Raw genomic sequence first — 22167 nt, forward strand, 5'->3', positions numbered from 1 at the left:
GGGTGGCGTTCGGTGTGGTAGGTGTCGAGCAGGTCGGGTGGTGCCCAGCCGTGCACCGCCGCCGCCAGCTTCCAGCCCAGGTTCACCGCATCCTGCAAGCCGGCGCTGAGTCCCCACGCCGCCAGCGGCGGCATCTCGTGCGCGGCGTCGCCGGCCAGGAAGACCCGGCCGCGCCGGTACTCCTCGGCCAACGCGGCCGCGTTGCCGCAGGCCCACAACCACGGTGCCGACCCGTGGTGCAGCGACTCGCCGGTGAGGCGTTGCCACGCGTCGGCGACCTCGGTAAACGTCAGCGCGGCCGGATCTGGGTTCGGCGGTAATCCCCGGTCGTGGATCACGATGCGGTAGCGACCGTCCCCCAGCGGTGTGCACACCACCATGCTGCCGCCAGGTCGTCGTTCGCCGATTGGACGAGGGCGCAACTCGACTCCGGTGATCTCCGCGGTGTACATGCCCCGGGTGGCTGCGGGGCCGGAGGCCTTGATCCCGGCCAGCGCTCGGACGGTGCTCCGGGCGCCGTCACAGCCGACCAGGTAGTGGGCCCGCACCTCGGTGCTTCCGCCGGGCTCGTCGAAGGTAGCGACGACGCTGTTGTCCGCCTCCCGCACGCCGGTGAGCTCGTGCCGCCGTAGTACCGGAACGCCGTGGTCGGCGAGCCAGTCCGCCAGCATCTGCTCGGTGTGTGCCTGCGGCAGACCCAAGATGCCACTGTGGTCATCGTCGAGTTGGCTGAGGTCGATGCGTACGCCGCCGAAATGTCCCATCGGTCCCCAGCGGATGCTGCCCAACCGTGCGAGCAGGCCGCGCTGGTCCAGCGATTCGGCGGCACGCCGGTTGAAGCCGAGAGCACGGGACTCGCCGGTGGCTGCGGCGAGGCGGTCGTAGACCTGTACCCGCGCGCCGCTCAGGTGCAGTTCAACGGCGAGCATCAGGCCGACCGGCCCCGCACCCACCACGATCACATCGGTTTCCATTTCCGGACCTTTCCGCCTCGCGGCCGGATAATCGCGACGCCCAAAGTATCTGCGGGCGCTCCGCGTTTCAATATTGATTGTTGCTGAGGGGGGAATTGTTCGACTGCGGATTTCGGCTCGGTTGAACCCTCACGATTGCGCGGCAATCTCAGAGATGCCGGATTCCGGTCCGCCGTTCAGCATGGACGCGACAGGGCGACGGAAAGGAATTGCGGAGGTGCCAGTCGAGAAGATCGCGCTGATCACTGGCGCGAACAAGGGAATCGGGTACGAGATCGCGCGTCAGCTGGGCGAGCGAGGGCACACCGTCCTCGTCGGGTCCCGGGACGAGACCCGGGGCAAGCAGGCGGTGGATTCGCTGGTCACCCAGGGCATAGTGGCCGTCTTGGTGCGCCTGGACGTGACGGATCCTGCCACCATCTCGGCGGCCGCGATGGAGATTGAGCAGCGCTTTGGCCGCCTGGACATCCTGGTTAACAACGCCGGCATCGCCGGTGCTGCCAGCGGTGCGCCCAGCACGATGCGCGCCGATGATCTCCGTCAGGTGTACGAGACCAACGTCCTCGGGGTGGTGTCGGTGACCAACGCCGTGCTTCCGCTGCTGCGTCGGGCAGCGGCCGGGCGGGTGGTCAACGTCTCCAGTCACCTGGGCTCCCTGACGCTGAACTCGCAGTTGGACTCGCCACTGGCCGGTGTCAACCTGATGGCGTACCAGTCCTCCAAGACGGCCCTGAACGCGATCACCCTCGGGTACGCGAAGGAACTGCGGGACACGCCGATCAAGGTGAACGCGGCGAGCCCCGGAATGGTGGCCACGGACCTCAACGGCCACCGGGGAAACCGGACTCCCGCGGAAGGAGCAGCGATCGCCGTCCGGCTGGCGTTGCTGGACGAAACGGGGCCTTCCGGCTGCTGCCTCTCCGCGGACGGTGTCGTGCCCTGGTGACCGAACTTCCTCGCGGACACCGGCGGGTGTGCGCGCCGCACGAAGGAGTAAACGTGCCGACAGGTGGGGCGATTCTGGTGCTGGGCGGTACCGGCCGACAGGGTGGGGCGACGGCCCGCGAACTACTACGCCGAGGGTGGACGGTGCACGTCCTGGTCCGGGACCCAAGAAAGCCCGCAGCCCAGGCGCTGGCGGCCGCGGGCGCCGTGCTGGTCCCCGGCGATTTCGACGATGAGGCGTCGTTGGCAGCGGCGATGACCGGTGTGTACGGGGTGTTCAGCGTCCAGACGTTCCGTACCCCGGGCGGTGTGGTCACCGAAGAACGCCAGGGAAAGGCGGTGGCCGACGCCGCAGCCCGCACCGGCGTGGATCACTTGGTCTACAGCTCCGTTGGGGGTGCGGAGCGGGCCAACGCCGTTGACCACTTCGCGAGCAAGTGGCAGGTCGAGCAGCACATCCAGCAGCTGGGGATCCCGGCGACGGTACTGCGGCCCACCATGTTTCACGAGGTCTTTCACGACACCGGTCCGCGGCTGACCGATGGGGGACTGGTCCTCAGTCTGTGGCTGCAACCCGAGGTGCCGTTGCAACTGATCGCGACCAGCGACATCGGTGCCTTCGCAGCGGACGCCTTCGACGACCCGGACAGCTGGCTGGGGCGGCAGGTGGAGCTCGCCGGTGACGAACTAACCGGACCCGAGATGGCGGCAGCGTTTGGGCGGGTTGCTAGCCTGCCGGCCCGCTACGAGCAGCTGCCGATCGGTCAGCTGCGCGTCGTCCGTCCGGATCTGGCGGCCATGTTCGACTTCTTCAACAACGGGGGGTACCGCGCTGACCTACCGGCGCTACGCCGGATTCGGCCGGACCTGGTCAGCTTGGAGGCGTTCCTCCGGTCAACCTGGACGGCGCCGGGGCCGGGCTAGTGACCGACGGCGGTGCCGGCGCTCCGCCCCCGGGCCGCCGGCACCGTTCCCGGGCCGCCGGCACCGTTCCCGGGCCGCCGGCACCCGTCCCGGTGCCGGCGCCCGCCATGGTTGCGTTAACCGAAGACCGGACCCTGGGTACGACTACGCTTGAGTTCGAAGAACCCCTCGGTCGTGGCCAACGCCAGCACGCCGTCCCAGAGTCGGAGCGCGGCAGCGCCCCGTGGCGCCGGTGACACCACCGGGCCGAAGAACGCCACGTCCCCCACCGCGACTACCGGCGTACCGACGTCGGTGCCGACGCGGCGGACGCCGTCGTCGTGACTGGCGCGTAGCGCCCCGTCATATTCAGCAGAATTCGCCGCTGCCGCCAGCCCGGGATCCAGGTTCGCGGCGACCAGCGCCGCCTCGTAGGTGGAGCGTTGCTGGGGGGCGCTCTCAAGGTGAAACCGAGTGCCCAGCTCGGTGTACAGCCGGCCCAACGCAGGGGCTCCGTACTTCTGCTCGACGGCGACACAGACCCGCACCGCCTCCAGCGCGCCCTGCATCCCTCTCCGGTAGCGCGCTGGCAGGTCGTCGCGTCCTTCGTTGAGTAGCGTCAGGCTCATTACGTGCCAGCACGGCGTGATCGGCCGCTGTTGGGCGACCTCGAGGAGCCACCGGGAGGTGATCCAGGCCCAGGGGCAGGTCGGGTCGAACCAGAAATCGACGGGAGTGCGGACCTCGTCCGGCATCACCGTCCTCCTTTCAGCCGCTGGCGGACCAGTGATAGAACCGGGTGGCCAGAGCATCCATGGGGGAACGCCAGGTCGTCGGGTCGTAGGGCTGGATGAACGGCTTCAGATCGTCGCTGATCTGAAGAAAGCGGGGGTCGGTGCGGGCCTGGGCGATTCGTTCGCCGCCGTGCTCGCCGTCGAAATCCTGCAGGTGAAAGTAGAGCCCTTGGTAATGGAACAGCTCGCGGCGCCGGGTGCCCATGCGGTGCGGCATCTCGGTTCCGTCGAACGCGTCGAAGAGCTCGGCGACGTCCGCCGACCACTGCGGACGCATTCGGCCCACGATCAGGGTGCTGTACATTGTCGAGTCACCGCCCTTAGCTGCGAGATTAGTAGTTTCCGAGGCCACCACAGACGTTGATCGCCTGCGCGGTAATCGGAGCGGCCGCATCGCTGACCAGGTATCCGACGAGGCCGGCGACCTCCTCCGGGGTGGAGTAACGGCCCAACGGGATCTTCGCCTGGAATCGCTCCAGAATCTCCGCCTCGGTCGTCGCGAAGTGCGCGGCGTACCCCTGCCGTACCCGCTGCGCCATCGGCGTCTCGACGTAGCCGGGGCAGACGGCGTTGACCGTGACCCCGGTCTTTGCGAGCTCCAGCCCGAGCGCCTTGGTGAAGCCGATCACCCCGTGCTTGGACGCGGAGTAGGGCGCACCGAGCACCACCCCCTGCTTACCCCCGGTGGACGCGATGCTGATGATTCGTCCCCAGCCGCGCTCCAGTAGCTGTCCTGACCGGAGTACCTCGCGGGTCACCCGGAAGACACTGTTCAGGTTGGTCTCGATGACGTCGTTCCAGAGCTCGTCCTCGATCTTGGCGGTCACCCCGCCACCGCTGCGTCCGGCGTTGTTGACCAGGACATCAACATGTCCGTACCGCGCGACTGCAGCGCCCACGAGGCGCTCGACGTCGGCCTGGCGCCGGACATCCGCGACGACGCCGGCGGCCTGGTGACTGTCGGCCCGCAGCTTGCCGACCGTCTCCTCGATGGCCTCCGGAGTTCGCGCACAGAGGAAGACTTTGAGGCCGCGGCGGGCGAGCGTCTCCGCGACCGCCAAGCCGATTCCACTGGTTCCACCGGTGATCAGCGCTACTCGCTGTTCGTTCTCCGCCATGGGGCCGCCTTTCCCGAATACGGTGTCGCGGCAGTATGTCAACGATTTGCGAAATATCGCTCGAGCCTCGGTGGAAAGCGCTGTTCCAACCGCGTCAACTCGTCAGTTGAACGACCTGGTTGGGCTTGCGACCAGAAAACGACCCGGCCTATCGTCTGGCATCTCACTATTGCCTCGGAGGAAAAGGATTATGTCCGCGTTGCCTGCCGCTCCCGTGGTGCGGGACAATTCCGCTGCTTACCAGTTACTTGACCTGATTCAGGGCTCGGTGATCACTCAGGCGATCTCGACTGCAGCCAAGCTCGGCGTCGCCGATGTGCTCGCCGCTGGCCCGTTGCCGGCTGAGGAGATCGCCAAACGCGTGGGTTCCGATCCGGAGGCGACCTATCGGCTGCTGCGTACGCTCTCCGGCTGTTCGGTGTTCGCGCTGCAACCGGATGGCCGCTTCGCGCTCACCCCGATGGGTGAGGCGCTGCGCGATGATGCGCTGGACTCTATGCGCGGCATAGCGATGCTCATGGGGCATCCGCTGCTCTGGGAGGAGTGGGGGCATCTGATCGAGTCGGTGCGTACCGGCGCGGCCAACCTGCCGAAACTGCGGGGCATGGGTGCCTTTGAATTCCTGATGGCGAACCCGGCGTACGCGGCCGAGTTCTTCCAGGGCATGGGGAGCCTCTCCGGCGCGGAGACCGACCCGGTGCTCGCAGCGTACGACTTCTCGCGGTTCCGTACCGTGGTGGATGTCGTCGGTGGGCGCGGCACGCTGCTGACCGGCATCCTCGCCCAGACCGGGGACCTGCGCGGCATCCTGTTCGACAACGAGGTCGCCACCGCGGACGCGCCAGCGCTCTTCGCCTCGGCCGGTGTCGGTGATCGAGTGACGATCGAACACGGCGGCCAGTTCGACAAGCTGCCGGCCGGTGCCGACGCCTACGTGCTCAAGCATGTCCTGCACGACTTCCCGGAGCCCGCCTGCCGGCAGCTGCTGCACAACGTGCGGGAGGCGATTGCGCCCGGCGGGACCATGCTGGTGATCGAGTATGTGCTCGAGGAGCAGAATGAGCCCCACATCGGCAAGATCATAGATTTGTGGCTCCTGCTGCTGCTCGGCGCCAAGGAGCGCACCCGGTCGCAGTACACCGAGCTGTTCGGCGAGGCCGGCCTGAAGGTAACCCGGGTCATCCCGACCGCCTCACCGGTCTCGATCATCGAGGCGGTTCCGGTATGAGACTCGCCGTACCGCCGCTCCCACCGCCTCCACTGAGGAGCTGAGGTCAGAAGATGGACACGGACGTAATTGTCATCGGCGCCGGTCCCACCGGACTGATGCTCGCAGCCGAGCTCCGGCTCGGCGGTGCGAGCGTCACCGTCATCGAACGGCGTAGCGAGCGGAGCTGGGAGTCCCGCGGCATCGGATTCACGGCGCGAGCGGCGGAGGTCTTCGCGCAGCGAGGCCTGCTGGAGCGGCTGGAGAATGCCGAGATCACCCGGCAGGGGCATTTCGGTGGCATTCCGCTGGACTTCGGCGTGCTGGAGGATTCGCACTTCGGAGTCCGCGGGGCGCCCCAGTTCACCGTCGAGGAGATGCTGGAGAACCGTGCGTTGGAGCTCGGGGTGACCCTACACCGGGGGCACGAGCTGATCGAGCTGAGTGATACCGGCGATCACATCACGGCGACCGTGCAGGGACCTGATGGCCGGGTCGAATACTCGGCCCACTACCTGGTTGGTTGCGACGGCGGCCGAAGCACCGTACGCAAGCTCGCCGGTTTTGACTTCCCTGGCCAGGACGCGACCTGCGAGATGTACCTGGCGGATGTGACCGGCTGTGACATCCGGCCCCGGATGATCGGCGAACTGCTGCCGAACGGCATGGTCATGGCGGGGGCGCTCGGCGAGGGCTACTCCCGCATCATCGTCTGTGAAACCGGCACTCCACCGGATCGGGACCGGCAGGTTACCTTCGTTGACGTGGCGGACGCCTGGCAGCGGCTGACCGGTGAGTCCATCCATCACGGTACGGCGCGCTGGGTAAGCCGGTTCACCGACGCCACCCGGCAGGTTACGGAGTACCGGCGGGGGCGGGTGCTGCTGGCCGGGGATGCCGCACACATTCACCTGCCCGCCGGTGGGCAGGGGATGAGCATTGGCGTGCAGGACGCGGTAAACCTCGGCTGGAAGCTGGCGGCCACGGTCCGGGGCACAGCGGACGCCGGGCTGCTCGACACCTATCACCGCGAGCGGCATCCGGTGGGGGCCCGGGTCCTGCGCAACACCCGTGCCCAGGGCATTCTCAACCTCAGTGGGAACTCGGTCGAGCCGCTGCGGGCCGTGGTGGCCGAGCTCATCGCGCTTCCGGTGGTGGCGCGGCACCTCTCCGGCATGGTGAGCGGACTCGACATTCGACACGCTCCGGATCCGGACGACGCGCCGCTGGTCGGCGTGCGGATTCCGGACCGTGAACTGGAGCTGGTGGGGGGCGGCCGGGACCGGATCGCCCGGCTGCTGCAGTCGGCGCGAGGCGTCCTGATCACCACTGCGGACTCCGCAGCGACGGTTCGGTTGGCTGCTGCCTGGTCCGACCGGGTCGACCTGGTACAGGTGCGACGTATGCCCACTGGCCTCGGCGCGGACGGCCCGCCCCCGGAGTCGGTGCTGGTCCGCCCGGACGGCTACCTCGCCTGGGTGGCGCCGGGCGGGGGCGAGCTGGTGGATGCCCTGCGGCGGTGGTTCGGCGCGGCCCGACCCGCCGGTGACACCCCGGACGCGGACCGCCTCGCACGCGCCCACTAGACAACCGGTAGCCAGGGGAGGTGAAACGTGACCACCGATACGGTGCATGAAACGGAGCATCAGGTCCTTGTGGACGCACCCGCCGAGCGGGTGTATGCGTTGATCGAGGAGGTCGGCCGGTGGCCGGAGGTGTTCCCACCGACAGTCCACGCCGAGTGTCTCGAACGTGACGGCGAGGCCGAGCTGATCCGGATCTGGGCGACCGCCAACGGTGCCGCCAAGACGTGGACCTCGCGGCGGCGGCACGACCGGGAGCGGTGGACTGTCTCTTTCCGGCAGGAGCGCTCGCAGTATCCGGTCGGCGGGATGGGCGGGGCGTGGGTGATCGAGCCGATCTCCGTCTCCGCCTGCCGGGTGCGGCTGCTGCATGACTTCTTCCCGGCCAGCGATGACCCCGCCGATTTGACCTGGATCCAGCAAGCGGTGGATCGCAACAGCACGTCGGAGCTGGCGGCGCTCAAGACGGCCGCCGAGCTCACCGCCGCGGACCAGCTCTTCTCCTTCGACGACACCGTGCCGGTCGCCGGCGACGCCGCGGAGGTCTACGACTTTCTCAACGACGCCCGGCGTTGGCCACTACGGCTTCCGCATGTTGCTCGGGTGGTGCTGGCGGAGGAGACGCCGGGGCTTCAGGTGCTGGAGATGGATACCCGAACCAAGGACGGGCCGGTGCACACGACGCGCTCCGTCCGGGTCTGTGAGCCGCACCGCGGCATCGTCTACAAGCAGATTGTCCCGCCCGCCTTGCTGATGCTGCACCTCGGTCGCTGGTTGATCGAGGAGCAGGGCCCGGGGCGGGTGCTGGTCACCTCCCGGCACACCGTCCGAATCAATACCGCGCGGATCGCCGAGGTCCTCGGGCCGGAAGCCGATCTACCAGCCGCGCGGGAGTTCGTCCGGAATGCCCTCAGCGCCAACAGCCTGACGACCCTACGGGCCGCGAAGGCGTACGCCGAGGGCGCTGGTGGCGGACGTGTAGCGCCGTGACGGTCACCCCGGTCGTCATCGTCGGTGCCGGCCCGGTCGGGCTCCTGCTCGCCGGTGAGCTGGGTCGGGCCCGGGTGCCAGTCGTCGTCGTGGAGCGGCTGGCCGACGCGATGACCGAGTCGCGAGCGGGCCAGCTCTCCACGCTTACCGCCGAGTTGCTGCACGAGCGGGGCCTCGACGCGCTGCTCGCCGAGGCTGGGCACGAGTCGCGGGGCCACTTCGCGGGCCTGGGTTTCGACCTGTCGGGGCTGGACAGCGCGTACCGGGGCAACTGGAAGGTGCCCCAGTACCGGACCGAGGCCGCGCTCGCTGAGAACGCCCGGCGCTGGGGCGCGACGGTGCTGCGGGGACATGAACTGACCGGGCTCACCGCCGGGTCGGACCACGTGGTCTGCCAGCTCGAAGGGCCCGCGGGTCGGCAGCGCCTCGACGCTGGCTTCGTGGTCGGCTGCGATGGGGCTGACAGCGCCGTACGTCGGCTGTGGGGCTTCCCGGTGTCGGCTACGGCGGCGACCAAGGAGCTACTGCGGGCGGACGTGACCGGGCTTCGGATTCGGGACCGTAGGTTCGAGCGGCGGCCCGGCGGACTTGCGGTGGCGGCGACCCGAGCCGGTGTTACCCGGGTGATGGTGCACGTGGCCGGCCAGCCGGTGACCGCCCGGGTGGGGCGGCCGGAGTTCGGTGACGTCGTCCGGGCCTGGGCGGCGGTGACTGGCGAGGACCTCTCCGGTGGGACTCCAGTCTGGCTGGATGCCTTCGACAACTCCCGGGGTCAGGCCGGTGCGTATCGACGGGGTCGAGTGCTGCTGGCCGGGGACGCGGCTCACTGGCACCTTCCGATCGGTGGCCAGGCGCTCAATGTCGGACTCCAGGACGCGGTGAACCTGGGCTGGAAGCTGGCGGCGACGGTGCACGGCCGGGCCGCACCCGGACTCCTGGACAGCTATCACGAGGAGCGGCACCCGGTCGCGGCGCGGGTGTTGGATCACGTTACCGCGCAGGAGACGTTGCTGCTGGGCGGAGCTGAGGTCGAGCCGCTGCGGGCGATCATGGCGGAGCTTATCGGCCTGCGGTCGGTCCATGATCATCTAGCCGGGACCGCCGCCAACCTGATTGACCGGTGCGGCCCACCCGGCCCGTCGCCGATCGGGCGGCGGGCTACGACGTTACGGCTGCGAACCGACTCGGGGCCGCTTCCGTTGGCTGACATCGAGCCCGTCATTGTCCGGCTCAGACCCGGTGCGCACCGTCCGCTCCACCGCACGGTGCGGACGGTTCACGCGCGTTGTGACGGTGGTCCTCCCCTGGAGGCCACCGCCCTCCTACTGCGCCCAGACGGCTATATCGCCTGGGCCGGGGACGACGAGGAGGGCCTGGAACAGGCAATCGAGAAGCTGCTGTGGGTGGAAGGTAGGAAGGAAAATGCCAGACTTTGACGCAGATGTCATCATCGTCGGGGCCGGTCCCACTGGACTCATGCTCGCCGGCGAACTGCGCCTCGCCGGTGTCAAGGCCCTCGTCCTGGACCGGCTCACCGAGCCGACGAAGCAGTCCCGCGCGCTCGGCTTCTCGGCCCGGACGATCGAGGAGTTTGACCAGCGTGGGTTGCTGCCCCGCTTCGGCGAGCTACAGACCATCCCCTTCGGTCACTTCGGTGGGCTGCCGTTGAACTTTCAGGTGGTGCCCGGGGGCTCGTACGGGGCCCGGGGCAAGCCGCAGTCGCTCACCGAGGGGATCCTGACCGGCTGGGCCACCGAACAGGGCGCTGAGCTCCGCCGCGGCTACGAGGTGACCGGGCTGCGGGAGATTGACGGGGGCGTTGAGCTGGACGCCGACACCCCGACGGGCCCCAAGCGTCTGCGGGCCCAGTACGTGGCTGGCTGCGATGGTGGCCGCAGCACCGTACGGAAGTTGGTCGGGGTGGACTTCCCCGGCACCGACGCCACCATCGAGATGTGGTTCGCCGACGTGGCGGGCTGTGCGCTACGCCCCCGATTTTCCGGGGAGCGGGTACCCGGCGGAATGGTCATGGTGCTTCCGCTGGGCCCGGAGGTCAACCGGGTGGTGGTCTACGAACGCGGCATGACCCGGCAAGACGAGGGGGCGCCGAGCTTCGAGACGATCGCCGCCGCCTGGAATCGGTTGACCGGCGAGGACATCAGCGGTGGGAAGCCGCTCTGGACCAGTTGGACCACCGACGCCAGCCGCCAGGCGGCGGAGTATCGGCGTGGCCGGGTGTTCCTGCTCGGCGACGCGGCGCACATCCACCTGCCGGTCGGCGCGCAGGGGATGAGCGCGGGCATCGGCGACGCCGTCAACCTCGGCTGGAAGCTCGGTGCGGCGATCAATGGTCACGCTCCGGACGAACTACTGGACACCTATCACACCGAGCGGCACCCGGTCGCCGCCCGGATCCTGACCAATACCCTCGCGCAGCGCATTCTGTATCTGGGCGGCGACGAACTGGACCCGATGCGGGCGGTGATGACCGAGCTACTCGCCTATCCGGAGGCCCAGCAGCTGCTGGTCGGCATGGTCACCGGGCTGGACATCCGCTACGACGTCGGTGCGGACGGCCAAACGCTACTCGGCCGGCGGCTGCCCGACACCGAGCTCACCGGTGACTTCGGCTCGGCCGGCACGGCCCAGGCCTTCAGCTTCCTGCACAGCGGCCGAGGCGTCCTACTCGACCTGGTCGGCGATGCCGAGCTGCGCGCCGTAGCCGCGCCATGGAAGGACCGGGTCGACGTGGTAACTGCGACCTCGCGGCCGGCCGGTGCGTTGGCGGAGGTCAACGCCGTGCTGGTGCGGCCGGACGGCTACGTCGCGTGGGCCCGTTCCGGCACTGCGGACAGCACCGGCCTGTCGGCGGCCCTCATCCGGTGGTTTGGCCGGCCCTGACCGGCGAGCCCAGCCCGGGTAATTCCGCGCGGCGTAACCCCGCCGCGTGCCCCTTAGAGGAGCGAGGAGACACATGCCCTTCATCGACCCCGAAAACGGTTACCTGACGGTCATCAACTTGTTCAAGACCGATACCCCCGAGCGAGTGGATCGACTCGTCGGCGAGATGCGGGCGATCGTCGACACCGCGGACTACCCCGGTTGGATTTCCAGTACGGTGCATCGGGGCCTGACCGAGCCGGGGACCGCCAACTTCATCCAGTGGCGTGGCAAACAGGATCTGGAGTCGCGGTACGCCGGCGACGAGTTCAAGCACCGTACGGTTCCGGTGTTCCACGAGATCGCCACCTACATTCGGTTGCTGCAGACCGAGGTGGAGGTGAGCCAGCGCCACCCTGCGCTCGGCGCGGTCACGGAGATTTCACCGGCCCGGGATGACTACACGGTGATTGAAATCCTCGGCGTGGCCCCCGCCGATCAGGACGAGCTGATCGGCACCCTGGGTGCGGCCCATCAGTGGCTGGTGGACGTACCGGGCTATCGCTCGCAGAGCTTGCTCCGCGGCATTCGGGCGCGGGGCGTCGAGGGTGGCGGCAGTGGTCTGACCACGGTCGGTGAGGAACGGGACTTCGTGGTGGTCTACTCCCAGTGGGACGGCCCGGAGGCCTTCGACGCGTTTCGTACCCGTCCCGCCGCCGACCAGCCCGCGGCCCGTCGCAGGTCGCTGGAGAAGCGGAACTCCCTTTCGAGCACCACCGTCTGGAACACCTATCGGGTGGTCCACACCCGGTCCAGCGCCCAACCCGCGTCGGCCTGATCTTCCCCGGCATTCGGTCGCGGCCCGTGCCTGTGCTACGGGCCGCGACCGAATACTGCACCGCGCTACTGGCCGGTGATATTCGCCCAGTGCCACTGGCTGTCGAACGCGGCCACCTCGAGGTCGGTGCCGGCGGCGACGAGCGCGGCGGCCTGGGTCGTGGCGGTGGCGATGAAGTCCGACGCCCGATGCGCGGCGAGTAGGTCCTGCTCGTCGAAGGGGTGTCCCGCACAGCGCAGCAGCCGCAAGTCGACGAAGCCGGTGAAGGTGCGATCCAGCACCGCCACCGGCTGTGGGCTGCGGATGCTGAACCGTACTTGGGCGGCGACGTGACCGTGGTGGTGTTGGTCGGAGTGGTAGGCGAGATCCGGGATGGTGGGTGGGGCGAAGTAGTCGCGGTCCACCACCGCCGGTACGGGCGGCAGACTACCGGCGAGGAAATGCCACGAGTTGTACTGCATGCGTGCGGACATCGACCAGGCGGCGTCGGCCAGGCGCGCGGCGGATCCGCCGAAGTGTCGCCCGGCCGCTGGCGCCGGCACCACACAGCAGAAGAAGTGCGGGATGTCCCAGGAGACGATCGTGTCCCACCGCTCGTCCCGCAGCGCCGCGATCAACCTTGTCAATGACCGCATGCCCCGGCTCATCGCGAAGTCAGCCTCGAAGACCGTGGTCGCCGCGGCGACGGTTTCGTACACCAGGGACTCCAGCCCGGTCCTGAAGTCGCCCTGCGGCTCGGCCAGCCAGTCCGGGGAGGCTGCCACCGCAGCACCCAGCTCGCGTAGGGTGCCGCCGGTGATGGGGAGCCGGTCGCGCAGGTGGGCGCTGAGCGCCGCCTCCGCGCGCTGCGCCCGGCCCGTGGCGGGCCCGGCGACTCGCTCGATCTTGTGCATCAGAGGCCCGTGGATGTCCCGGTAGAGCTGAACCTTGGTGCTGATCTCCCGACGGCGTCGAGCGATCGCCACCGCGAGCGCGTCCAGCGCCGTCACCGTGGTTGAGGTAGCGGGCGGCACCGGAGCACCGCCGGGGATCTCGTTGTACGCCACCCGGGTCCGCTCGAGGAGGTGGGCCACGTGGTCGAGGGTCAGCTGGGTACCGTTCGCCTCCTCGATCCGGGCGTACCCCGCCGACCGGACCAGCAGCGTGAGCGACACCACCAGCAGCACGTCGTCGTCTGACCACAGGTCGAGTGGGACGGTGACCAGCGCGCTCAGTGCGCAGTCCGGGTGTCCCGGCCACAGCGTCTTGCCGGTCAGGGTGTTTCGGTCGCGGAAGTTGGTGTATTGCCGGTCCCCGCAGTAGAACACCACCGGAGCGGTACGGTGAACCGCCTCGGTCAGCTCCGCCAGCAGCTTCTCCCGGCCGTCCGACCGGGCCTCGGCGAGCCAGCGGCGACAGTCGGCGACCGAGTCGTGTAGCCGGGTGGTGGCAGCGGTGAGCTCGGCCTGGTAGGCGGCCAGGTCCCGGGTCGACCACGGCACCCGCAGCACCCCACCGACCAGGTCGTCCGTACTGGTCAGTGGCCCCTGGGAGGGAACCCGTACGGCAATCCGGCCGCTTCTGGTCAGCCCCACCTCGCCGAGGAAGGCCGTCCCGGCGCGATCCGGGTGCCGGGCAGCCGAATCGTCGTCGCGCCACGATCGTCCGAAGAGCACCCGGATCGCGCACTCCGCCGTGGTGGGCAGCGCCCGTAGCTGGATCTCGGCCGGAACGTGTCCGTCGAGGGTCAGTAGCGTCTCCACCGCCACCGCCGGGTTGGCGGCGGCTACGGCCTGCTGCCAGACGCGGTTCAGCAGGCCGGGAAAGCCGGCATCGCTGCCGACCGGATGGTCGGGTGTGGCGGTAGCGCCGGCCTTCTGGCCGAGCCGACTCGGCCGTCGGCTCTGCCGCGCCTTCGCCAGCGCGGCTCTGCGGGACAACCCGCTATCCGGCTCGACTGGCAGTGTCATGCCCATCCTCCGTGGTCAGGCCGATGTGATCCCAGAGCTTGTCGTCGGTAGGGGTCCACTGCGGATCCAGGTAGATGCAGTCGACCGGGCAGACCAGCACACATACCGGGCAGCCGGAGCACAACTCGGGAATGATCACGACGTCGAGTCCCCGGTCGAAGATCGCCCCGAACTCGGGCGGGCAGTTGCGCAGGCAGGTGTCGCACGTGATGCATTCGGATTTTTCGATCCGGCGCGGTGGCTTCTTCCACGCCTCGTTGCGGGTGCGCTGCGTAATCCGCGCGTCCCGCGCGGCGCCTGCCTGGGCAGCGGCCTCTCGTGTCCACGGCATCCTGCTCACCTCCTGCTGGGGTGCTCCGGGCCGACCGGCGGCGGCCCGGAGCGGAGTTCCCCTCGGTCAACGGGCGGACCGCTTCAGCTGCGCGGAGATGCCGTCCCACAGCTGGGTCCGCGCGGCCAAAGCGGTGTTTACGGTGTCCTTGCACTGCTCCCACCGGTCTTTGTCGTCCCCGCACAGGTCGGCGAGCATCTGCATCGCCATCGGCGTGTGCTCCTCGCTGTCGACCTGAATGTGCCGCCGGAGGTAGTCAACGAAGGTGGAGAGCACGCCGACCCCGGCGTTGAGCGCGGCGACCTGGTCGAACATCTCCGGGATCAGGTCCTCCCGGCCGAACGCGAACGCCGCGGCCTGGCAGTGCACCGGGGCATGCTCGATGAACCGCCAGGTGGTGCCGATGAACTCGGCCGCCGGGCCGGGGACGCCGGCCTTGGTGATCGCTGCGGGGACCGGCACGCCGGCGCGCAGCAGGCTGATGAAGGAGTCGATGCTGCTGGTGTCGGCGCCGGCCTGGCGCATGCCGTCCACGTACAGCTCGAAGTGGCTGATGAAGCCGTCGCCCAGCTCGTCGCTCTCCTCAACCAGGGTGATGTCGTTGATCAGCCGGCTGCTGCTGCGCTGCCCGGACGGCACCCAGGGCACCTCGACGCAGGTGAGCTGCCGCTGCAACGACTTGAGTAGGGACATGAAGTCCCAGACCGCGTAGACGTGGTGCTCCATGAAGGTGGCCACCGCGTCAACGCTGTCTAGCTGCCCGTATACCGAGTGGCCGAGCACCTTCTGCCGGGCCGGCTCGATGGTGTCCTTGAGCATGTCGATGGCCGGAGTTGATTCGCCCCAGTCGTACCGTGACATCGCTTTTCCTCTCGTCTCGCCCTGCGGTCCGGCCCACCGGGCCGGGTGGTCAGAAGACCCCGAAGTACTCGCGCTGCTCCCACTCGGTGACGGAGTCGGTCGCCGGGTGCTCCGTCGCGCACCAAGCACGGAACCGGGACGCCTCGCTCTCCTTGAGCTTGCGCAGGCAGTTCTTCAGCGGTGCGCCCAGTAGTTCCTCCGCACGGGCGCTCTCGCCGAAGGCGGCCAGTGCCGCGTCAAAGGAGGCCGGCAGCGTCGCGGCACCAGCCGGCGCCACGTCAGCCGAGTCCAGCCCGGCCAGGCCCGCATGTAGCTGCGCGGCGATGACCAGGTACGGGTTGGCGCACGGTTCCCCGATCCGGTTCTCGACGTGAGTTGCGCTGCCGGCGTTGAACACCCGGACCATGGCGCTGCGGTCCTCCTCGCGCCAGTCGGCGGAGGTGGGGGAGAGCGGGAACCGCGGCGCCAGCCGGTGGTAGCCGTTGACGGTCGGGACGGACAGCAGACAGAACTCGCGTGCGTGGGCCAGCAGGCCCCGCACGTAGGCCTCGCCCGCGGCGGACAGTGGGCCCGACGCGCCGTCGTCCGGCATGAATAGGTTGCGGTTCGTCGTCGTGTCGACGACCGACTGATGCAGGTGCCAGCCGCTCGGGTCGAACCCTTCCAGCCCGGGGAGGGTCATGAACGAGGCGTGGTAGCCGCGGCGGCGGCACTCCTGCTTGACCTGGGTGCGGAACAGCAGCATCGCGTCCGCCGCCGCCAGCGCCAGCATCGGGTCGAAGGTCGTCTCCAGTTGCCCTGGCCCGGATTCGTGTTCGATGGTGCGCAACGGCAGGCCGAGTGCCATGAGCATGGCCGCCAGGGGGTCTGCGACGTCAGCCACGGCGTCGTAGTAGCTGTCCAGGTTGAACTGGTATCCGGCGTTCATCGCCGACACCGCCGGGGCCGCCCCCTGCCGGCCGAACCCGTTGCCCGCGTTGCCCACCGGCCCGGCGACCAGCCGGGTCAGGTACCACTCGACCTCAAGTCCGATCACGGGCGCCAGGTCGCGTTCGGCGTAGCGGGCGCAGACCCGGTGCAGGAGGTGCCGGGTGGCTAGCGGGTGTGGCGAACCATCCCGGAGATATTCGTCGCCCACCACCCACGCGGTCCGCCGTTCTCCCCGGGGCAACACCTGGAACGTACGTGGGTCCGGGACCAGGACGAAGTCGCCGGCGCCGAGTAGTTCCCCGACTCCAACGCCGGGGTCGGTGCGGAAGTCCACGGCGACTGCGTGCCCGGTGTCGAAGAGGAACGGACCAGGGCTGAAATCCAGACCGTTGCGCAGCACCGTACGGAAGACGTGCGCCGGCACGGTCTTGGAGCGGGCCAATCCGTGCGGATCACAGAAGACGACCCGTACCAGGTCGACCTCGTCGAGCGTGGCCTCGATCTTCTCGGCCGCGGCGATCTGTTCGTCGTTCCAGTGGCCGAACTCGGCCACGAACGAGGGGCGCCCGACGCCGCTGTCGTTATCGGGCAGGGACCAGGTCCTGGACATCGTTATCGCTCTCCTCGGAAGTCGCCGCCCGGCTGTGGCGTCGGGCGGGCCAGCTCCGCTTCCAGCCGGGTGGCTGCCCGGAGCACCAGGTCGTCGTCGCCGACTCGACCCACGAGCTGAACCCCGACCGGGAGTCCGTGGGGTGTCACGCCGGCCGGCAGGGAGAGGGCCGGCTGGCCGGTGAGGTTGAACGGATAGGTGGCGGGTGACCATGCGAGCCACCGCAGACCGTCCGGGTCGATGCTGGCAGCCGGGGCGACGGCATCAGCGGCGAACGGCGTGATCGGAACGGTCGCCATCGCCAGCAGGTCGTAGCGCTGCATCACGCGGTGCATTTGGGCCCGCAGCGCCATCCGGGTCTCTTCGGCGCGGAGGACGGCGGCGCCGGTGAGCGTGCGCCCGTACCGGATGAGCGCGAGCCGGCCCGGGTCGCAGAGCTGGTCCTCCTCCGGCGTCGCTGCAGCGGCCTCAGCGGCAGCCAGGAGGTCCACCAGCGCGTCGTAGGGATCGCTGAACGGCACCGCGATGCGCTCGACCCGGTGCCCCAGTCGGTTCAGCGCCGGTCCCACCCTGCCCGTGACCGCACGGACCTCGTTGGTTGTCCCAGGGAACTCGAGCCAGCCGATCCGCAGCGTGGCCGGAGCGGCCGTTGGTGCGATCACTCCCGGCACCGAGTCCGGGTCTCGGTGGTCTGGCCCGATCAGCACCGCCATTAGGGCGGTGATGTCGGTGACCTCGCGTGCCAGCGGCCCCAGGTGGGACAGGCGCTCGGCGCCGGGTGGCACGTAGGGGATCCGGCCGAAGGATGGCTTGAAGCCGACCACCCCGCAGAACGCTGCGGGGATGCGGATCGATCCAGCCCCGTCGGTACCGACCGCCGCGGTGCTCAGCCCGGCCGCCACCGCGGCGGCCGAGCCACCGCTTGACCCGCCGGCGGTCCGTTCCGGTGCCCACGGGTTGCGGGTCGGGCCGGCGACCCGGCTCACCGTGCTGGCGCTCCATCCGTACTCCGAGGTCGCGGTCTTGCCCACCAGGATGGCGCCCGCCGCCCGCAGGCGGGCCACCGCCGGTGCGTCCACCGCCGGGCGGTGGTTGGGCACCAGGGACCCGCGTCCGGTGGGCAGATCCCGGGTCTGGACGAGGTCTTTGACCGCGATCGGGACTCCGAGTAGCGGCCGGTCTCGGAAGGCGACCGCACCGACAGCGTCGAGGAGCTGGTCGGCCGCGTCCGCCTCGTACCGGGCGCGGTCGTCGGCGACCGCGACGAACGCTCTGATTGTCGGGTCAATCTCTCCGACGGCCGCGAGCACGTTCTCGAGATGCTCGGCAACTGTCGTACCACCGGTGAGGAACAGTCGTTTGGTCTCTCGGATGGACCGACAAGCCGGGGTCCGAATGGCGGGAAGTGTGAATGCGGGCACCACCCCAATAAAGGCCATAGTCGCTCGTTGGGCAAGTGTTGGGGGAGGGGCACCGTGGTCCGGATGGCAACTCTGAAGAAAAGACCTTCGGTGCTCCTTGGATCCGCCCCGTTCAACTGAAGAAAAGCTACGGAAGTCCGGGAGGCAAGTATGGATAAAGTGCGGATAAGTGCTGTACTCTGCGCCAGCAGAATCGCTACTCTACGGCTCGTGGGTTCGGTTCTCGTTGGGGGTTCATAGTCATGATTTCTCGATATTCGCTGCCGGAGATGGCCGACCTCTGGTCGGACGAGGCGCGCTATGCCACCTGGTCGAAGGTGGAGCTCCTCGCGACCCAGGCGCAGGTGCTGCTGGGCCGGGTCCCCGAGCCGGCCCTGGCCGACATCGAGCAGGCCCGAGTGCCGTCGGTGGCGCGGGTGGCCGAGCACGAGCGCCAGCGGGACCACGAGATTCTCGCCTTCCTCGCGGCCTTCTGCGAGGACATCCCTGCCGACTCGGCCCGCTGGGTCCACCTCGGCATGACCAGTTACGACCTGGTGGACACCGCGCTGGGGGCCACCCTGGACCGCGCTTGCGACGTGCTGCTTGGGGCGGTGGTGCGGCTGCGCGGTGTGCTGGTGGATCAGGCGCTCGCGCACTGGGAGACGGTCTGTATTGGCCGTACCCATGGCATGCACGCCGAGCCCACCACGCTTGGTCACAAGCTTGCGGGCTTCGCCTTCGCGATGGACCGGTCCGTGCGGCGGCTGCGAGCGGCGCGTACCGAGGTCGCGGTCGGCACGATCTCCGGGTCGGTCGGGACCTATGCGCTCATTGACCCCTTCGTTGAGGAGCATGTCTGCGCCGAGCTCGGCCTCGGGGTGGAGCCCGCGCCGTCCCAGGTCGTGGCCCGGGACCGACACGCGCAGCTGCTGCATGCTCTGGCCACGCTCGGTGCCTGCGTGGAGCAGGTTGCCACCGAGGTCCGACTGCTCTCGCGGAGCGAGGTTCGCGAGGTGGAGGAGCGTCGCGGGGTCGGCTACCAGGGCTCCAGCGCCATGCCGCACAAGCGGAATCCGACGGCCAGTGAGCGTCTGGTGGGGCTCGCCCGGCTGCTACGCGGGTACGCGGGTACGACGGTGGAGAACGTGGCGCTGTGGCACGAGCGGGATCTGTCCCACTCCTCCGTGGAGCGGGTGGTCCTGCCCGACGCGATGATCGTTGCGCATTATCAGGTGAGTCGAGCCGCGGACCTGGTGGCGGGGATGGAGGTCTTTGCGGACCGAATGCGGGCCGCGGTCGATGGGAACGGTGGCGTGGTCTACAGCTCCGCGGTCCTGGCCGACCTGCTGGCCGGCGGCACCGAGCGGGAACGCGCCTATCGGTCGGTGCAGGCCGCCGCGAACGGCGCCGCCGCCGGCGATGGAGAGTTCGCTACCCTGCTGCGAGCCGAGGGCATCGATGTCCCGCCGCTGCGCCCGGAGCGTTTCCTGGTTCACCACAACGTCATTCTCAAGCGATTGGAAGATCTTCGTGACCTGGCACATTGAACGCGAAAACGGCGTCGACCTCGACCTGGACGCGGTTCTGGCGCTATACCGGTCGTCGGGGCTTGGCGAGCGGCGGCCGATCGCGGAGCCCGGCCGACTGGCCGCGATGGTAAGAAACGCTAACCTCGTCCTGACCTGTCGGGTCGGGGATGAGCTGGTGGGAATCGCGCGGAGTATTTCCGACTTCTCCTATGTAACGTACCTTTCTGATATCGCCGTGGACCGGGCGTACCAACACTCCGGCATCGGCAAGGCCCTCATCGCGGCGACCCAGCAGGAGGCGCCGCAGGCGAAGATCGTGTTGCTGTCGGCGCCCGCCGCGGTCGGCTACTACCCACGTATCGGCTTTACCCAGCACAACTCGGCCTGGGTGCGTAATCCGTAGCGGGCAACGGTGACCAGTAGCAGCGGTGGACCTTCCCATCCCAACTCGACACCCGGTGTGCGCAGCACCTAGCGGGCGTCTGCCGGCAGCTCGACTTCGCGGTTGACGAGCATCGCGTAGTGACCCCCCAGCTCCAGTAGCTCGGCGTGGGTGCCGCGTTCGACGATGGTGCCGGCGTCCAGCACGATGATCTCGTCCGCGTCGCGGATCGTTGACAGCCGGTGCGCGATCGTGATCGTGGTACGACCGGCGCTGGCCGCATCGATGGCTCGCGTGACGGCCTCTTCGGTCTGGTTGTCCAGGGAACTGGTCGCCTCGTCGAGTACCAAGATCGGTGGGTCGCGCAGGACCGCCCGGGCGATCGCCAGGCGCTGCCGCTCCCCGCCGGAGAACCGGAACCCCCGCTCGCCCACCACGGTGTGGTAGCCGTTCGGCAGCGACAGCAGGTGGTCGTGGATATGTGCGATCTTGGCGGCCGCCACCAACTCGTCGTCGGTCGCGTCGGGTCGGGCGAATCGCAGATTCTCGGCGACCGAGGTGTGGAACAGGTAGGTCTCCTGGAACACCATTCCGACCGTGGCTGCCAACGTCTCCGCGGGCAGGTCCCGCACATCCGTACCGTCGATTGTCACCCGCCCCGACGTCGGGTCGTACAGCCGCGGGATCAGGTAGCTGAGGGTGGTCTTGCCGGAGCCGGTCTCGCCGACGATCGCCAAGTTGTGGCCGGCGGGGACCGCCACGTCGATGTCGCTGAGCGTGGGCCGGCTCGCACCCGGATAGGTGAAGCTGACCTGTCGGAGCCGAAGTTCTCCACGCGGCCTCGCGACGGGGGCGGTACCCGCCGGCTCGTCGAGGTCGACGGGCAGGTCGAGGTACTCGAAGATCCGGCCGAACAGGACGAGTGAGGTCTGCACCTCCACGGCGACCTCCACCAGGGAGACCGCCGGTCGCAGCAGAGTCTGCTGCAAGGTGGTGAAGGCGACCAAGGTGCCAATGGAGATCGCCGCCTGGCCGCCGCGGCCGTTCAGTCCCGCCACCCAGTACGTCGCCGCCGGCATCGACGCCAACACGATCCAGGTTGTCGCCTGGGTCCAGCGGCCCGCCATATGTGAGCGGATCTCCAGGTCGGACAGGAGTCGCGACTCTGCGGTGAAGATGTCGGTCAGCGAGCGGGAGCGGCCCATTGTCCGGGCCAGCAGCACACCGCTGACGGAGAGCGATTCCTGCACTATCACGGAGATCGCCGCAGCCTGGCGTTGCCGCTCTCGGGTGATGCGGCGGCGCTGGTTGCCGACCCGTCGCCCGACCCAGACGAAGAAGGGCACCAGCACCAGCGACACGATGGTGAGGCGCCAATCCAACACCAGCATCCCAATGACCGTGGCTACCACCACGGTCATGTCGGAGACCAGCGTCGTCGCGGTGGTGGTCACGGTGGCCTGCATGTCGCCGATGTCGTTGGTGATGCGCGACTGCACCTCTCCGGAGCGGGTCCGGCTGAAGAAGGCCAGCGGCATCCGCTGCAGGCGTCCGTAGACGGCGGCGCGCAGATCGTGCATCACCTGCTCGCCGACCTTCGTGGAGAGGTAGGTCTGCCAGACGACGACGGAGCTGTTCGCGACGGCCGCGAGGAGCATGCAACCTGCGAGGACGGTGAGTAAGCCCGTCCGGCCTTCCGGTAGGGCCACGTCCAGAATCTCTCGGATCAGGAACGGGTTTACCAGGAAGAACAGGGACGAGAGGCCGACCAGGCCGGCGACGAGTAGCAGGCTCCATCTGTAGGGGCGGAACAGCCTGAGGATGCGCCGTACCGGCACATCAGGGGCAGCGGTGGTCACCCAGCCTCCTCAACCGGCCGGTGCCGGCACGACGTGTCGTCGGGTAGTCCCGGCCAGCGGCCACGGGGCGCCGGCAGGTCA

Annotated in this window: 20 protein-coding genes; 10 read left to right on the top strand and 10 right to left on the bottom strand. The window is 68.9% G+C overall.

The genetic code is table 11. The features are described 5' to 3' along the window. Positions 1 to 974: FAD-dependent monooxygenase (locus B116_RS25720; RefSeq protein ID WP_033667806.1), on the bottom strand; the 974-nt coding region annotated here is incomplete at its 3' end. 217 nt (positions 975 to 1191) lie between these two features. Here B116_RS25720 and B116_RS0122190 point away from each other — a divergent pair. After that, positions 1192 to 1920: an SDR family oxidoreductase gene (locus tag B116_RS0122190; RefSeq protein WP_027661361.1), complete on the top strand. Its 729-nt coding sequence runs from the start codon at positions 1192 to 1194 to the stop codon at positions 1918 to 1920. Between the two features lie 53 nt (positions 1921 to 1973). Beyond that, entirely contained in the window at positions 1974 to 2843 is an 870-nt protein-coding gene (locus B116_RS0122195; RefSeq protein WP_027661362.1) for an NmrA/HSCARG family protein, read from the top strand. Positions 2844 to 2959: 116 nt separating this feature from the next. On the opposite strand, the gene B116_RS0122200 is transcribed toward B116_RS0122195, so the two are convergent. Genes B116_RS0122200 through fabG form a run of 3 tightly spaced genes read right to left on the bottom strand, consistent with a single transcriptional unit; the run spans position 2960 to position 4734 of the window. Further along, positions 2960 to 3577 carry a mycothiol-dependent nitroreductase Rv2466c family protein gene (locus tag B116_RS0122200; RefSeq protein WP_027661363.1) on the bottom strand — a complete coding sequence of 206 codons (618 nt, stop codon included), beginning with the start codon at positions 3575 to 3577 and terminating at the stop codon, positions 2960 to 2962. A 13-nt stretch (positions 3578 to 3590) separates the two neighbouring features. Next, positions 3591 to 3920, bottom strand: coding sequence for a TcmI family type II polyketide cyclase (locus B116_RS0122205; protein WP_018723081.1), 330 nt, complete (start codon positions 3918 to 3920; stop codon positions 3591 to 3593). Positions 3921 to 3948: 28 nt separating this feature from the next. Next, a complete protein-coding gene (gene fabG, locus B116_RS0122210) occupies positions 3949 to 4734 on the bottom strand; it encodes a 3-oxoacyl-ACP reductase FabG (RefSeq protein WP_018723080.1) in 786 nt (261 codons plus the stop codon). Between the two features lie 214 nt (positions 4735 to 4948). Here fabG and B116_RS0122215 point away from each other — a divergent pair, with 214 nt between their 5' ends. The 6 genes from B116_RS0122215 to B116_RS0122240 all read left to right on the top strand — a co-directional run bounded on the left by B116_RS0122215 (position 4949) and on the right by B116_RS0122240 (position 12232). Next, entirely contained in the window at positions 4949 to 5962 is a 1014-nt protein-coding gene (locus B116_RS0122215; protein WP_026321876.1) for a methyltransferase, read from the top strand. Positions 5963 to 6015: 53 nt separating this feature from the next. Then, positions 6016 to 7527, top strand: coding sequence for an FAD-dependent monooxygenase (locus B116_RS0122220; RefSeq protein WP_018723078.1), 1512 nt, complete (start codon positions 6016 to 6018; stop codon positions 7525 to 7527). A 27-nt stretch (positions 7528 to 7554) separates the two neighbouring features. After that, the gene (locus B116_RS0122225; protein WP_018723077.1) at positions 7555 to 8514 is read left to right on the top strand and encodes an aromatase/cyclase; all 960 of its coding nucleotides are present in this window, start codon (positions 7555 to 7557) and stop codon (positions 8512 to 8514) included. Then, entirely contained in the window at positions 8511 to 9950 is a 1440-nt protein-coding gene (locus B116_RS0122230) for an FAD-dependent monooxygenase (RefSeq protein WP_027661364.1), read from the top strand. Before B116_RS0122225 ends, B116_RS0122230 begins: the two co-directional genes overlap by 4 nt. Next, positions 9937 to 11415: an FAD-dependent monooxygenase gene (locus B116_RS0122235; protein ID WP_027661365.1), complete on the top strand. Its 1479-nt coding sequence runs from the start codon at positions 9937 to 9939 to the stop codon at positions 11413 to 11415. The genes B116_RS0122230 and B116_RS0122235 overlap by 14 nt, the downstream gene beginning before the upstream one ends. A 73-nt stretch (positions 11416 to 11488) precedes the next feature. Further along, the gene (locus B116_RS0122240) at positions 11489 to 12232 is read left to right on the top strand and encodes an antibiotic biosynthesis monooxygenase family protein (RefSeq protein WP_018723074.1); all 744 of its coding nucleotides are present in this window, start codon (positions 11489 to 11491) and stop codon (positions 12230 to 12232) included. A 65-nt stretch (positions 12233 to 12297) separates the two neighbouring features. Here the strand turns inward: B116_RS0122240 and B116_RS0122245 are convergent, their stop codons facing one another. From B116_RS0122245 to B116_RS0122265, 5 genes are all read right to left on the bottom strand, one after another. After that, positions 12298 to 14181 (bottom strand): hypothetical protein, encoded by a 1884-nt coding sequence (locus B116_RS0122245; RefSeq protein WP_027661366.1) that lies wholly within the window; start codon positions 14179 to 14181, stop codon positions 12298 to 12300. Next, positions 14156 to 14512 (bottom strand): 4Fe-4S dicluster-binding protein, encoded by a 357-nt coding sequence (locus B116_RS0122250; protein WP_018723072.1) that lies wholly within the window; start codon positions 14510 to 14512, stop codon positions 14156 to 14158. The genes B116_RS0122245 and B116_RS0122250 overlap by 26 nt, the downstream gene beginning before the upstream one ends. A 66-nt stretch (positions 14513 to 14578) precedes the next feature. Continuing rightward, the gene (locus B116_RS0122255) at positions 14579 to 15373 is read right to left on the bottom strand and encodes a DUF3050 domain-containing protein (RefSeq protein WP_018723071.1); all 795 of its coding nucleotides are present in this window, start codon (positions 15371 to 15373) and stop codon (positions 14579 to 14581) included. 49 nt (positions 15374 to 15422) lie between these two features. After that, entirely contained in the window at positions 15423 to 16895 is a 1473-nt protein-coding gene (locus tag B116_RS0122260) for a type I glutamate--ammonia ligase (RefSeq protein ID WP_026321875.1), read from the bottom strand. Between the two features lie 20 nt (positions 16896 to 16915). Then, complete coding sequence (locus B116_RS0122265; RefSeq protein ID WP_027661367.1) at positions 16916 to 18223, bottom strand: amidase; 1308 nt, start codon at positions 18221 to 18223, stop codon at positions 16916 to 16918. 353 nt (positions 18224 to 18576) lie between these two features. On the opposite strand from B116_RS0122265, the gene purB reads away from it, so the two are divergent. Both purB and B116_RS0122275 read left to right on the top strand, forming a co-directional pair. Beyond that, on the top strand, positions 18577 to 19863 hold the full coding sequence (purB, locus tag B116_RS0122270) for an adenylosuccinate lyase (RefSeq protein ID WP_082312869.1): 1287 nt from the start codon (positions 18577 to 18579) through the stop codon (positions 19861 to 19863). Further along, on the top strand, positions 19847 to 20248 hold the full coding sequence (locus B116_RS0122275; protein ID WP_027661369.1) for a GNAT family N-acetyltransferase: 402 nt from the start codon (positions 19847 to 19849) through the stop codon (positions 20246 to 20248). Before purB ends, B116_RS0122275 begins: the two co-directional genes overlap by 17 nt. Before the next feature lie 68 nt (positions 20249 to 20316). Here the strand turns inward: B116_RS0122275 and B116_RS0122280 are convergent, their stop codons facing one another. Further along, complete coding sequence (locus B116_RS0122280) at positions 20317 to 22086, bottom strand: ABC transporter ATP-binding protein (protein WP_018723066.1); 1770 nt, start codon at positions 22084 to 22086, stop codon at positions 20317 to 20319. Between the last annotated feature and the right edge of the window lie 81 nt (positions 22087 to 22167).

Origin of the sequence: Salinispora fenicalii (genome assembly GCF_000514815.1) — a bacterium.
In the GTDB taxonomy this organism is placed as follows: Bacteria; Actinomycetota; Actinomycetes; order Mycobacteriales; family Micromonosporaceae; genus Micromonospora; species Micromonospora fenicalii.

Bases quoted from the DNA above. Each gene is read 5' to 3' on its own strand.
- B116_RS0122200 (WP_027661363.1), bottom strand. From the start codon at position 3,577: ATGCCGGACGAGGTCCGCACTCCCGTCGATTTCTGGTTCGACCCGACC.
- B116_RS0122205 (WP_018723081.1), bottom strand. From the start codon at position 3,920: ATGTACAGCACCCTGATCGTGGGCCGAATGCGTCCGCAGTGGTCGGCG.
- fabG (WP_018723080.1), bottom strand. From the start codon at position 4,734: ATGGCGGAGAACGAACAGCGAGTAGCGCTGATCACCGGTGGAACCAGT.
- B116_RS0122220 (WP_018723078.1), top strand. From the start codon at position 6,016: ATGGACACGGACGTAATTGTCATCGGCGCCGGTCCCACCGGACTGATG.
- B116_RS0122235 (WP_027661365.1), top strand. From the start codon at position 9,937: ATGCCAGACTTTGACGCAGATGTCATCATCGTCGGGGCCGGTCCCACT.
- B116_RS0122240 (WP_018723074.1), top strand. From the start codon at position 11,489: ATGCCCTTCATCGACCCCGAAAACGGTTACCTGACGGTCATCAACTTG.
- B116_RS0122245 (WP_027661366.1), bottom strand. From the start codon at position 14,181: ATGACACTGCCAGTCGAGCCGGATAGCGGGTTGTCCCGCAGAGCCGCG.
- B116_RS0122250 (WP_018723072.1), bottom strand. From the start codon at position 14,512: ATGCCGTGGACACGAGAGGCCGCTGCCCAGGCAGGCGCCGCGCGGGAC.
- B116_RS0122255 (WP_018723071.1), bottom strand. From the start codon at position 15,373: ATGTCACGGTACGACTGGGGCGAATCAACTCCGGCCATCGACATGCTC.
- purB (WP_082312869.1), top strand. From the start codon at position 18,577: ATGATTTCTCGATATTCGCTGCCGGAGATGGCCGACCTCTGGTCGGAC.